Raw genomic sequence first — 13,598 nt, 5'->3', positions numbered from 1 at the left:
ATTGTAATTTTAAGTGCCTTTTGGTTTTATTAAAAGGTACATCAACAGATTATCAAGCGGTGGTGGTCCCAATGGGATTTTCACCATCACGAACCTGACAAAAAAAGAAGTCACGATAAAGGAAAATGGTATTGTTTTCATTAGTAATAATTTAGGGTTTAACTTTTAATGCATGCAAATCTAAATATGGATTCTGCAAAAAGAGTGGGACATATTTCTCAAAGACTTGACGAATTTTCCCAATTTCATTTTTTTGAACAGATTATCAATAGTTTTGCAACCGCAGCACCAATAATCCATTGATATATGCAGCTTATACACCATTGTCCAAAGACTAAAGCCAAACTGATTTTTACACATCAGGAATCCACGCCATCCTATTTCAATAAAAATGGACTCAATGAAGACCTGCTTCTCACCATTGCCCTTAACGGAGAACAGTCTCAGCAGATTGTCATCAATGGGGAACTTCATGAATTTCCTCCCTACTCTATTATACCGCTGGTTTCTGCCCAGGATTATAGTTTTGAAAAACCAGAACAGATTACAGCGTGGCAGTATTCAAGGGATTTTTACTGCAACGTAGACAGCAATTTTGAAATTAGCTGTTTTGGTGTGCTGTTTTTTGGTTTTAGAGGAAGTCAGTTCCTAAATATGAAAGAAGAATGCAGGGAAAAATTTAATATACTCAAACAGCTCTTTATCGAAGAATTTGAAACCATCGATACCATTCAGACTGATATGCTGCAAATGCTCCTTAAGAGACTTATAATTTTAACTACCCGACTGGCTAAGGAGCAGTATTTGGCAGGGAAATTTTATGAAGAAGAAAAATTTGATCTTATAAGGCAGTTTAATATTCTGGTGGATAAGGACTTTAAAAATCAGCATCAGGTAAGCTATTACGCAGGACAGCTTTACAAAACTCCCAAAACGCTCACCAGAATTTTTAATGGGTTCAATTACAGCTCTCCCTCAGTCATTATTCAGGATCGTATTATAATGGAAGCCAAAAGACTTTTTACCTATACAACGCTTTCTATTAAAGAAATAGCCTATGAACTGGGTTTTCGCGATGCAGGACATTTTAGCAGATTTTTTAAAAATGCCACTAACCTGAAACCCTCTGATTTCAGGAAGCAGCAATAAATAAAGGTGCCAGTTTTATTTCTCGATCCCGGAATACTTTTTATAGATTGCTCTATACCCTAAAATACGCCCAACCGGTGCAAGCGCATTCACCAGAGCATTCTGAAATCCCAGGGGAACATCGGCCAACACCCTTTTACTTTCTATATATTTAAGCAGTACCATCTGCTGCAGAAAACCAATTTTTCCTTTTCTTATTTTACCATCACAGCTGAGTCCGTGCAGGGTTTCCAAGAGATAATCAAAGTCTAATGCCGGTGAAACGGTTTGGATAAAAATTACTTTACCAAGATGATCATTGTAATGATTGTGCGGTTGATCGCAAGGAAAAAACCTTTCTCCACCAGGATAGATAACCACTTTCTCACCTCTGTCTATAATTGTGAGCTTACCGGAAATCACTTCAAAAAATTCATCCTGAAGCGGATGAATATGATCTGGCATCCGAATTCCCTTTGATTTCAAAGTAACCATCACCTTGATATAATTTCCATTTGTATCGGCAGCCGTTTCTAAAAATTCATACGTATCTCCTGTATGGGGATTCTCAAGTTTCTGACCTTTGACTGGCATAATCCTAATCTGATATTAATTAAAAAGTATCATCTGTAAGCTCCTTATTGATCATCGCTCCCGCTACTGTGCCCGATGCGACAGCATTTGAAACAGATCGTAAAGGATTAGCATTGTCACCGCAGGCGGAAATACCGTACACAGAAGTTTTCTGAAACTCATTGACTTTAATAAGTCCCTGGACAGTAAGGTCACAGCCAAGTGCCAAAGGAAGAACACTTTGCTGTACAAAAGGCAGCTTCGCATATAAGACACTGATTGGATGATCGGTTAAATCAGAAAATACAATCTGTTTCAGATATCCGTTCTGATGTTCAAAATAAGCAATCGGCTGTTCGATAATGGTTATATGATGGTACTGTAATTTTTTCAACTGTGCGTCTGTAAATGTGGCAGGGCCGTTTGTAAACAAGGTAAGATCCTGAGTCCAGTTCGAAAGCATCTTGGCAAATTCAAATCCCGCATCTCCATTGCCAAGAATTCCTGTTGGTTGGTTTTTAACCTCATAACCATGACAGAAAGGACAATGAATTATAGATTTACCCCAACAAGCTGAAAAACCATCCAATTGAGGCATAATATCTTTAACTCCCGTAGCAAAAATGAGTTTCTTAGCCCGGAAAACAACGCCGGAAAGCATACACACTTCAAATCCTTCGCTGACTTTACTAGCCATGACAGCATGTCCCTCATGAAAGTGTACCGTCTTGTATTTTAATACTTCTTCTTTACCAAGAGCTGCAATCTCTTTTGGTGCTTTACCATCCTGAGTCAGGAAATTATGAGAATGTGGTGTCTGTATATTACACGGCTGGCCACTGTCTACAATTAATACTTTTTTCAAAGCCCTGCCTAAAGCCATTCCTGCAGAAAGTCCGGCATAACTTCCACCGATTATAATGACATCAAAAAGAGATACATCCTTCATAGTATATTGTTTTTTAAATGAGAATACACTCAAAGGCAGCATCACTGCACCAAGTGCCATTCCTGTTTGTTTTATAAAATTTCTTCTCGACGTTGTTTCCATAACAGTATCGGTTTTAGGAGCTTCATTATCGCTGACAAAGTTCACTAAAGAGAAGATTATAGAAAATGGATATATAGCTCATTATCTTGACGATATGAGACAAAAGAAAAAATCGAAAAAATAGACAGAAAATACCTCTTCAGGATTATTGTGTACCCAAAATCGTACTTTTTTAATCCGTTTACAAATTGTTATTAACCAACTTTGCTGTACTAATTACTTATTGTATTGATGATGATTTTAAAAATTCCGTAAAGTCTTCTCTTTGATTATCAATAATGTAGTTACAATTTTTTACTAACCCTAAACCTTTAAAAATGAAAAAATTATTAAAATTAACAAGTATGCTATTTATTACAGCATTAGTGTTTAACTCCTGCGAAAAGGAACAAGATTTAAATGCGCAACAAAGCGTTAACAAAGACGAAACACAAATCGTCAACAATGAATTACAAGAAAACACTAAAAAAGCCGCTGCGTCAGCTGCTGCTGCATTAGCCGGTAGCGCCGGATCGAGAACTATCACATTACAAACCAATACATTATCATGTCCAGGCGGTTTATGTACATCTTATGGAGTTTGGTCAGAAGGCGTTTATACCGTTTGGTTCCAGATGAAATTTAATTCCGGTTTTTATTGGAGCCGAGGCGGTAAATGCGGATACGGAATATTAATTGGCGATCAAAATACCGGTGGTGATCCGGGATGGGACGGAAATGGCGGTAGCGCAAGATTTATGTGGTATTGTCCAAACGGATCAAATTCTGCTAAAGGAAGTGGAGCTTATCTTCAGCCTTATGTATATTACAGAGATCAGCCGGGACAATTTGGTAATGATTTTGGGAAAAAGTACTTCATACAAGAGGGAGTTACTTACAATTGCCAGATATCTGTTAAGTTAAACACTGGATCAAGTACCAACGGATATGTAAAATATTATGTAAACGGTACAGAGTTATTGAATCAAACCATTCGTTGGGTAACTAATGATTCTAAGCGAAATGTAAATGCGGTAAGTCTTCACACTTTCCGTGGTGGAAGTCAGGAATACTGGAAAGCTCCGGTAACAAGTTCTATTACTTATCCTAGCGCTTCTTGGGATGCCCAATAGTTGTAATAATAATAATAATAATAATAATAATAATAATAATAATAATACCTTTTCTCAACACTAAATTATGAAGTGAGAAAGGATAGCAAAATTAAAATCCCATTTCTATCGAAATGGGATTTTTTTTTATAACGAACCTGCCTTCACAAAAGTCTGCCATCCTCGCATGGTATCAATAAACCGTTCGCTTAATCCGCCTTGACGCAAATAATCTGCCATTATAGGCAACTGCGGACTATCATACATTGAGTTTGCCTTTACCTGAAGAGGAAAATCACGCTGAAGAATTGCTGCACGAGCGATAAGTACAAAATCACAGCCTTCATCCAAAAGTTCTCCGGCACGTTGCGCACTCATAATTTTTCCTGCAGCGCCTAAACGCACTCCCTTACGCGGAAGTTCAGTAAAAACACTCAACATTGTTTTACCTTTAAAAGTTCCGTCACGAACAATCTGAGCCGAATCCCATAAAGCTAAATCTAAATAATCGATTAATTCCCGATTAAAAATTTCAGCGGTAACTTCGCGTAATTCCTCTAAAAGAAGTCCATATCGCTCAATCGACAATCGCCATCCTATTTGAAAATCAGGACTGCAAGCTTCCCGAATTCCTTCAATAACTTCAATTGTAAAACGGGCACGATTCTCCAGACTTCCGCCATATTTATCGGTGCGATCGTTCAGATTTGGAGACATAAATTCGGAAAGAATCCATCCGAAAGCGCCGTGAACTGAAATTCCGTCAAATCCTGCCAATTGAGCCCTTTTTGCAGCAGCGATAAAACTTTCGCGTATGCGTTCAACTTCTTCAGTTGTAATAGCTTTGATTCCTTCAACTGTTTTACCCGAAGCCGGAGCTGGAATCCCTCCTATTGATGGTTTGGCACGATGTCCCGCGTGATGCAATTGTACCGCAGATAATCCGCCTCCATTTCGAATAGAAGTTGCCATTTTGGTTAAACCAAATAAATGATCATCACTATGAATCCCTAATTGGCGTTCAAAAGCAATACCTCCCGCTTCGACGGTTGAAGCGCTCGTTTGAATTAATCCGTAGCCGCCTTGAGCAAGTTGTTCCATCCAATATTGGTCGTATTCGGATGCTGTGCCATCAAAATCACTTTGCTGACTGGTTAACGGCGCTAGCATGAAACGATTTCTCATTGCCGGACCATGCAGCAAAGTAAGCGGTTTAAATAAATCAGAAACAGACATATTATTATTTTTTAAGTTCTACTTATTCGAATTATTATCTGATGCAAAGTTGCTCAGAGATTACTTCGGAAGAAATGGATGATTTTTACTTTATAATGGACGTTTTGGACCTAATCTTTCAAAGTCTTATTCTGAGTGATTCCTTTATTTTTTAAAGTTTTATAATCCTACTTATAACATTATCTAATATGAAATCTGGTAATGAAAAAATTCTCCATCATAAAGTAAATTTCATCCATTCTTTGGCGACAATTGCTGGCGGATCTTTGCCCTGTTAATAAAAATTAATCAAATGAAAAAAACAGCTATTATTATTCTTTCTGATCCAAAAGCGGGTTCAGAAGAAGCGTTAGGACGTGTATTCAATGCTTTAGCATCGGCATATGAATTCAAACACGAAGATGAAGATGTAAAAATTATTTTTCAGGGCGCAGGAATCAGATGGCCTGAACAACTAGAAAAACCTGAGCATCCGGTTAATGCTCTTTATAACGAAGTAAAAGATCACGTTCATGGTCTTTCTAAAGGTTGTGTTGCCGTATTTGGCACCGAAGTTTCGGGTTATGAATTATTGAATGATAACGAAGTACCGGGAACTCCGGGTTTACCAAGTTTTCTTAACCTTAGAAAAGAAGGTTACGAAATTTTGATTTTCTAATTCAATTTTCAAACTGTCCTCTTTTTTCCAGAGAGGACAGTTTTTAATCATGAAAAAAATGTTAAACACATAGAAACATAGATTTTATGTGCAACAAAAGGAGACAAAAAGAAATACATTTCTCTCACATAGTAACTTATGTGCATTTAAATAAGTGAAACGCCTTATTTTAGTTTATCCCGAAGCTTCGGGACTATATTTCTATGTGTTAAAAATTACACGTAACGGAATAATTTTAATTTATTTCTGCTCCAAGTAGTTGTCCTAAATCCTTATTTTTTTGAGTAATTTAGCAGAACTTGAAATACATTTATAAAACTAAAATCCGCGTTAAATTATAAATTATGCAAAAGGAATTTCAAGATTATATGCATCAATGTTTGGATCTTGCCAAAACTGCTTTGGCAGAAGGTAATCCGCCTGTGGGCGCAATTATTGTTTTAGATGAAAAAGTTATTGGTACAGGTATCGAATCAGGAAAATCAACCGGAGACATTACCAATCACGCCGAAATAATGGCAGTTAGAGACGCTCTCAAAAATGGATATTCGGATAAATTACATTTGGCAAGTATGTACACGACACACGAACCTTGCATTATGTGTTCTTATATGATACGTCATCACAAAATACCTGAAATTGTTTATGGCACAAGTGTTCCGTATGTTGGAGGTTTTACTTCAAAATATGATGTTCTAGCAACAGAAGATGTTCTAAATGGGGAAATAAACCCAAAGTAATCGGCGATATCTGCATCGAAGAATGTAATGCACTTAATGCTCAATTTTTAGAATTATTAAACAAATCGTGAATCATTATGCTATTACAATCTGTATATACGCTCGTTAATCAGCAAAATGGCAACTTATCATTCAAAGTATTTGAGTTTGATAACAGCAGTTATTTCGATCATATTCAGCGTAATAATTACTTCACGTTGATTCTTATTACGTCAGGCGAAGGATTAGCAAAAGTTGATCTTTCTGAATATAGTTTTAAAGAAAATACACTGTTTGCTTTTTATCCTTATCAACCTTTTATGTTGGCTTCAGAAGGCGTTTTGACAGGTATTTCGATTCAGTTTCATCATGATTTCTTCTGCATATACAGAAACCATAAAGAGATTGCTGCAAATGGTATTTTGTTCAATAATATCTATCAGCAGCCTTTTATACTTTTGGATCAAAACAACAAACAAACTTTGCTGAATATCGTTGGAGAAATTATCGCCGAATTGAAAATGGAAGCATTAAGAAAAGACGAGGTTTTGGTTTCTTATTTGAAAATATTTTTAGTGCTGGCAACCAGAATAAAACTTGAACAACAAACTGTTAATGATGAAGTTCGCAATGACAAACAATTGCTCATTATACAAAACTTAAGAAATGCAATTGAGGATAATTTCAGAACCAAACATTCTGCAAGTGAATATGCTGATATGTTGCATGTAACGCCTGTTGTTCTTGCACGAGCAGCAAAAAATCACTTCAACATGACACTTTCTGATTTGATAACCGAAAGAATCATTGTTGAAGCAAAAAGAGAATTATATCTCACAAACAAAACCGTAAAAGAAATTGCTTACGAACTTGGTTATGATGATGAATATTATTTTAGCCGCGTATTTAAGGGTAAAACCGATATCTCGCCGCAATTATACAGAGATACAATAGGTTTTAATCGAGCTGCTTTGAGCTAATTAATTTTTAGGTTTATACTTCGCATACATAATTGCTGCGAAGAGCACAATAAATGCCGCTGTTGCATACAAAACACTCGGACTATAATAATAAATAGCCGCCGCCAATAACGGAATAAACACATTAATAGCCGATTGCAAACTCTGATTTACGCCTTGCAATTTCCCTTGTTTACTTTCTTCTACAGATTGCGATAATTTGCCATTGTATGTTGGATCAAACAAACCTTCACCAGAAATAATACAAATTACCGCAAGCGAAATAAGTACTGTCGAATGTACATAAACGCTTAACAGAATTAATCCTAAACCAATTCCCAAAATAATTAAACCTGTTATTCCGATATTTTTCTCATTGAAATGTTTCAATAACCAAGGCAATAAAACGGCTCTGGTAAGAATATCACAAATACCAACAAAGGTTAAGATTCCGCCAATAAATCCAGGAGTCCATTGGTAAATATCTTTTAAGAAAAGGGTAAAATTAAACTGAAAAATACTTAAACCTATATAGAATAAAACGCCTAAAATCAATAAAGGTTTCAGTCCCTTTAGTTTGAAAATCTCATTAAAATGGGAGAAAGTATTGAAGCTGGAAACCGATAAATGTTTGGTTCGTTTTTCAGCAGCCAATGATTCGGGTAATAGAAAATAAACCGCCATTCCTGAAAGAAATATCAAAGCTGCCGTTACAAAAAATGGCAATCCAATAGATATGCTTCCTAATAAACCGCCCAAAGCAGGTCCGCCTATTTTTCCTATTCCCATAACGGCACCAATATATCCAAACCATTTAGCTCTTTCCTTTGGTTCAGTTGTATCAGCGATGTAGGCAAATAAAATACTGATATTTCCCGCTGTAAGTCCGTCGATTATTCTTCCCAGAAATAAAATCCATAATGCGCCGCCAATACCAAACAAAACATAACCAATTACTGAACCTAACAAACTGATTAAAAGGATATTTTTTCTTCCGTATCTATCGCTTAATGCTCCAAAAACCGGTGCCGAAAAAAAGGAACAAACAGCAAATATTGACATCAGTAAACTCATGCCTACAACCACTTGTTGAGAGGGTAAATATTTGCTTATTAGAAAAGGCAGAAGCGGCAATACAATAGAAAACCCAATGGAATTCAAAAGAACGATTCCTATAATAATCCATAATTTATATTTCTTAGATTTCATGATTTTAAATAATTTTCAATTATGGTACAAATTTATCTTGTATATTAGAGTCAAAATAACCTCATTAGATATAAAAATAGCCGTAAAAGACATTTTATGATTCAAAAGCAAACGGTACCAAATGTTTTAAAAGCATTTGCTCATTTATTGAATACCGAAATAAAAGACTGGAAACTGGAAATTCCCGAAAAGTTTGGGAGAGGATATTGCATTGGCTTTAGATTCAATGCCAATATCAGAATGATCATTTCTAATTATGAACTGAATGAAGATATAATTGTCGAAAATATAGATGTAGATCATTCAAAGAAGACATTATTTTTTAAGTTTCAGAATATATTTCCTGCAACAGAAACTTTAGAAACGCAGTCAAAAATGCTTCCGTCAGTTTTAATTGGAACCAGCAGTTTAAATACCGATACTGTAATTCCAATTCATACGAATACTGCCACTATCAATATTGAGATAAATGCTGATTATTTAAGCGAACTTTTTGAAATTTCCGAAGAATCGACAATTTTATATAATCTACTTCAGAATAAACAGCCTTTGTTGTTTGAACAAATGATGTATCCTTCTTTAGAAAAAATTGTAAATGAAATTGTATCAGAATCTATTTCTAAAACTTTTAAACTCCTTTTCCTAAGAATAAAAGCAGAAGAACTGATTTGCCGATTATTAATTGAATTAGAAAAGCGAGATACAAAACAACTCTATACTTTAAATAGTAATGATGTTGAGAAAATTTACAAAGTAAAACAGCAAATGCTTGAAAATCTAAGCATTCCGCCTGTGATTCAAGATCTCGCCATTTCTGCCAATATGAGTCCTACCAAACTAAAGAATTTATTTAAGCAGATTTTCGGGAATAGTATTTTCAATTATTATCAGGAATTTAGAATGAAAGAAGCTGCAATACTTTTAAAACAAGGAGATTTATCCGTTTCTGATGTTGGCTACAAATTAGGATTTACCAATTTAAGCCATTTCTCGAAAGTATTTGCTGCTCATATTGGTATTAAACCGAAGCAATACAGTAAATTGTAAAATAGAATTCTAATAATAAAGACACAAAATCGAGAAGATTTTGTCATTTCGACGGAGGAGACCCGAGAGATAGCGAACAGACGAAGTAAATCTTCGCAAGTAACTCTGTAACGAGAATCCAATCTTTGTCGAGTTACTTGCGAAGATTTCTCCTCCGTCGAAATGACAATATTGAGGTATATTTAGATTACGCAAACCTTTGTCAAAGTTTTAAACTTTGACAAAGGTATCGACAGTTCTATAAATCTATCGTTGAGTTTTTTGTCATTTCGAACGAAGAACTGACTTTAATTATAATCGATTATTGGTTATTTTAAAAATTCCACTCTACCCGTTTTCATATTATAAACGGCTCCGCAAATAATTATTTCGCCCTTTTTTTCCATCTCATTCAAAATTGGACTTCTTTCTCTAATTTCCGCTATCGAATGATAAACATTTGCATCACAAACTGCTTCTACAAACTCTTCATTTTCGGCTTTAGGTTCGCCTTTAAAATCTTTTTTAGCCGTTGCTATAGCAGGCTGTATTTTATCCAATAAAGTTGTGATATTTCCAAGTTTTACATTTTTAATAGCTGATATAACTGCTCCGCAATATTCATGACCTAATACAACTACTACTCTTGCTCCGGACACTTTACAAGAATATTCAAGGCTTCCCAAAATATCATCATTGATAATATTTCCGGCAACTCTGGCAACAAACAAATTGCCTAAACCGCTATGAAATACATCTTCAACAGGAACGCGGGAATCGAGACAGGATAATATAACTGCTTTAGGAAACTGACCCAGCGAAGCATTTCTAACACGTTCAGTAGTATTTCGAACCGTTAAATTATCTTCTACAAAATCTTTATTTCCTTGTTTTAAACGATTAATCACATCGATTGGTTTCAGTTTTGCCTGCTCTTCTGCTGTGAGAGGTTCAGTTTCTAAGATGTGATTTTTTTTTATTGACACCGTATTTACAGTATCATTTTGCACTTGTGTTTGTGATGACGGTGTTTCTTTTCCGCAAGACACCAACATAAGAATAGCAATAATAAATAATCTTTTTTCCATAATAATGTAATTTAATATCCAACTAATAAGTGTGTATTTTATACTTATAAAAGTAGAGAATATTTTGCAATCTAAAAGCAGTATAAATACTGAATATCAACAATCTAAATTATAGCCAATTAGACTAAAATATAATTTTTATAATTTGCAAATCATAACTTGAAACCTATCGTAAAAAATACTTCAAGGAAAGTTTTGATTTTGTTACTATTTCAGCCGAAAGTAATTCTTTCTAAATTCAAATAGAACCGCTTCACCAACTTGACTGTTTAAGATTTTTATTCGTATTTTCGATGACTAATTAACTATTATTAAAAGTATTTTATGAAAATAATTTTAGCAGTCTTATCACTTCTGGTTTTTAATGTAAAAATATTCAGCCAGGAAAATGGATTACCTTTTCGTGTAGGAGATAAATTTGGAATTTCAGATAAAAATGGAACTATAATCATCAAACCTGAATATGATTATATCTCTGTTAACTTAGAAAAAGGTAAAGCTTATTTTCAGGCTTTTACTATAAAAGACACTACAAGTTTGTCGAGTTTTATTTTCAATAACAAAATAATAATCAATAACAAAGATTACTCTGACTATCATATCGATGGCAATTTTATCATTGCAACAAAATATCAGCTTAAAAAGGATGCAAGATCCGGAAGAATTCAAAAAACAGGGGAAATAAATTATTTGTATGATTTTGATGGAAAAAAAATCTTTGACGAAGGTTTGGCGATTATTTCAGTAACTGAAGATTTTGAAAATACGTCGGTTATGCATGAACCTAAGAAAAATTTGCAGGAAGTTTTAATAATAACCAAAGACTTATCCGGAAAATTCTCTATTCTGGTTTATAACAAATTATCTAAAAAAATCACACGTACCTTACTTAATAAAACTCCGTTTTTGAATATCAATTACAATTACGAGGATAATTATACTGACAGAACAATTACCTGTATTTATGAAGATGAAACCGGTAAAGGGAAAAAAATTAAGATAAAAATTGAAAACAACCAATTCAAGATTTATAGTACCGAAATTGCTGATATAAGCAAAAGAAATAATAGATCTAACAGAGGAGATGATTATGATTTAACAATAGATCATATGACTGTAGAAGATGCTCCTGCTGAAAAAAATACACCTCAAAATTTTAGTGGAAACGAGCAGAAAAAGATACTTACCATAAATCGAATCGAAATAAAAACCGATCTTTATTACTTACCTAAAAGTGTTGAAGAAATAGAATTCATTGATAAAACATTTAATGAAAATGAAAGATACATTCTTTCAAGTAAGGGAAAAGCGGGGCTGTTTAATGTTTATGGCAGTGAATTGTTGGTTCCTATTAAATATGATGAAATTATGGAAGATGGTTCGTCTCGAGACAGAGCTGCTTATATTTTGAAGGATAATAAAAAGTATGGTATTTTTATATATGATGCTCCAAATCATAAAATCATAGAACCAATCTTTGATAAAATCCCAACACTTACTGAATATAATTATTTTGGAAAAGGCCAGCCATTATTGAAGCTTTTTGATGAAAACGGAAAATTCTTTTGTTATTCAAATCAAGAAGGGAAACTATATTACTCTAAAAAGTAGTTTAAACTTTTAAAGTTCGTTTTTGACTTATATTAAAAAAGAGATTACTTTCACTTCATAAAAAAATGCTAAACGATAATGTTTAGCATTTTTTATATCTAATATTCTTTTCGATAAAAAAAATTATCGCCAACCCATTTCCGGAGCAATATGTTCAAGTATGGACGATAATATATGCACATTATAGTCAACGCCTAATGTATTTGGTATAGTCAGCAACAACGTATCGGCTTCCTGAATTGCTTCGTCTTGTTTTAACTCTGCGATTAGTTTTTCTGGTTCAGCGGCATAACTTTTTCCGAAGATTGCACGTTTATCTCTTTCTATATTACCAAAACTGTCAGAACCTCTGCCTTGATCGCCAAAGTACATTTTGTCCTGATCGTTCATCAATGCAAAAATCGAACGGCTTACAGAAACTCGTGGTTCGCGTTCATGTCCAGCTTTTTTCCATGCTTCTTTATACAGCCTGATTTGTTCTGCTTGTTGAATATGGAAAGGTTTTCCGTTTTCGTCATACTTCAAAGTAGAACTTTGCAGATACATTCCGTTTTCAGCAGCCCAAACAGCAGTTGCATTAGATGCAGCTCCCCACCAAATTCTTTCTCTTAATCCTTCAGAATATGGCTCAAGGCGCAATAAACCCGGAGGATTTGGAAACATTGGAAATGGATTTGGTTCCGCAAATCCTTCGCCTTTAAGTCTTTCTAAAAATTCCAACGCTTTTTTGCGTCCCATATCAGCATCCGTTTCACCTTCTTCAGGTTCATAACCAAAAGCGCGCCAACCGTCAATTACCTGTTCCGGTGATCCTCTACTGATTCCTAATTGCAAACGTCCGCCTGAAATTAAATCAGCGGCTCCGGCATCTTCTACCATGTACAAAGGGTTTTCATACCTCATATCGATAACACCTGTTCCAATTTCTATTTTACTCGTTTTAGCTCCAATTGCCGAAAGCAAAGGAAATGGCGATGCCAACTGTTGCGCAAAATGATGAACTCGGAAATAAGCGCCATCCAAACCAATTTCCTCTGCAGCAACCGCCAAATCAATAGACTGAAGTAGTGTATCGCTTGCCGTACGAGCTTTATAGGAAGGATGATTCGCCCAATGCCCAAAAGATAAAAATCCTATATTTTTCATAGATAGCATTGTTATTATTTACTATTTCAAATATACGCATCATTATCGAGTATTTCTAAGCACTATTTCTTATTATGTAAAAACCCATTTCTCGCGAGATGGG

General features: G+C 34.7%; 13 protein-coding genes. 7 read left to right on the top strand and 6 right to left on the bottom strand.

Features of this window, described 5'->3' with window-relative positions:
* Positions 1–306: 306 nt before the first annotated feature.
* Positions 307–1,149 (top strand): helix-turn-helix domain-containing protein, encoded by an 843-nt coding sequence (locus CLU81_RS23770; protein WP_099712099.1) that lies wholly within the window; start codon positions 307–309, stop codon positions 1,147–1,149.
* 15 nt (positions 1,150–1,164) lie between these two features.
* Here the strand turns inward: CLU81_RS23770 and CLU81_RS23765 are convergent, their stop codons facing one another.
* Positions 1,165–1,722, bottom strand: a complete 558-nt coding sequence (locus CLU81_RS23765; protein ID WP_099712098.1) for a cupin domain-containing protein — start codon at positions 1,720–1,722, stop codon at positions 1,165–1,167.
* Between the two features lie 19 nt (positions 1,723–1,741).
* Positions 1,742–2,752, bottom strand: a complete 1,011-nt coding sequence (locus CLU81_RS23760) for an NAD(P)/FAD-dependent oxidoreductase (protein WP_099712852.1) — start codon at positions 2,750–2,752, stop codon at positions 1,742–1,744.
* A 317-nt stretch (positions 2,753–3,069) separates the two neighbouring features.
* Between CLU81_RS23760 and CLU81_RS23755 the strand changes: the two genes are divergently transcribed.
* Entirely contained in the window at positions 3,070–3,864 is a 795-nt protein-coding gene (locus CLU81_RS23755; RefSeq protein WP_099712097.1) for a polysaccharide lyase, read from the top strand.
* 126 nt (positions 3,865–3,990) lie between these two features.
* On the opposite strand, the gene CLU81_RS23750 is transcribed toward CLU81_RS23755, so the two are convergent.
* Complete coding sequence (locus CLU81_RS23750; RefSeq protein ID WP_099712096.1) at positions 3,991–5,079, bottom strand: NADH:flavin oxidoreductase; 1,089 nt, start codon at positions 5,077–5,079, stop codon at positions 3,991–3,993.
* A 292-nt stretch (positions 5,080–5,371) separates the two neighbouring features.
* On the opposite strand from CLU81_RS23750, the gene CLU81_RS23745 reads away from it, so the two are divergent.
* The 3 genes from CLU81_RS23745 to CLU81_RS23735 all read left to right on the top strand — a co-directional run bounded on the left by CLU81_RS23745 (position 5,372) and on the right by CLU81_RS23735 (position 7,436).
* Complete coding sequence (locus tag CLU81_RS23745) at positions 5,372–5,737, top strand: DsrE family protein (RefSeq protein ID WP_099712095.1); 366 nt, start codon at positions 5,372–5,374, stop codon at positions 5,735–5,737.
* 344 nt (positions 5,738–6,081) lie between these two features.
* On the top strand, positions 6,082–6,477 hold the full coding sequence (locus CLU81_RS23740) for a nucleoside deaminase (RefSeq protein ID WP_099712094.1): 396 nt from the start codon (positions 6,082–6,084) through the stop codon (positions 6,475–6,477).
* A 77-nt stretch (positions 6,478–6,554) separates the two neighbouring features.
* Positions 6,555–7,436, top strand: a complete 882-nt coding sequence (locus CLU81_RS23735) for an AraC family transcriptional regulator (RefSeq protein WP_099712093.1) — start codon at positions 6,555–6,557, stop codon at positions 7,434–7,436.
* Here CLU81_RS23735 and CLU81_RS23730 read toward each other — a convergent pair whose 3' ends face one another.
* Complete coding sequence (locus tag CLU81_RS23730; RefSeq protein WP_099712092.1) at positions 7,437–8,624, bottom strand: MFS transporter; 1,188 nt, start codon at positions 8,622–8,624, stop codon at positions 7,437–7,439.
* A 96-nt stretch (positions 8,625–8,720) separates the two neighbouring features.
* On the opposite strand from CLU81_RS23730, the gene CLU81_RS23725 reads away from it, so the two are divergent.
* Positions 8,721–9,671 (top strand): AraC family transcriptional regulator, encoded by a 951-nt coding sequence (locus tag CLU81_RS23725; protein ID WP_233209759.1) that lies wholly within the window; start codon positions 8,721–8,723, stop codon positions 9,669–9,671.
* 308 nt (positions 9,672–9,979) lie between these two features.
* Here CLU81_RS23725 and CLU81_RS23720 read toward each other — a convergent pair whose 3' ends face one another.
* Entirely contained in the window at positions 9,980–10,738 is a 759-nt protein-coding gene (locus CLU81_RS23720; protein ID WP_233209758.1) for a carbonic anhydrase family protein, read from the bottom strand.
* Between the two features lie 324 nt (positions 10,739–11,062).
* Between CLU81_RS23720 and CLU81_RS23715 the strand changes: the two genes are divergently transcribed.
* Positions 11,063–12,349, top strand: coding sequence for a WG repeat-containing protein (locus CLU81_RS23715; protein WP_099712091.1), 1,287 nt, complete (start codon positions 11,063–11,065; stop codon positions 12,347–12,349).
* Positions 12,350–12,472: 123 nt separating this feature from the next.
* Here the strand turns inward: CLU81_RS23715 and CLU81_RS23710 are convergent, their stop codons facing one another.
* Entirely contained in the window at positions 12,473–13,495 is a 1,023-nt protein-coding gene (locus CLU81_RS23710) for an LLM class flavin-dependent oxidoreductase (RefSeq protein WP_099712090.1), read from the bottom strand.
* Positions 13,496–13,598: the final 103 nt, after the last annotated feature.

This window comes from Flavobacterium sp. 9 (assembly GCF_002754195.1).
Taxonomy (GTDB): Bacteria; Bacteroidota; Bacteroidia; order Flavobacteriales; family Flavobacteriaceae; genus Flavobacterium.
Note: the sequence above shows the minus strand (reverse complement) of the source record. Positions and strands in the feature narration are given on the sequence as shown.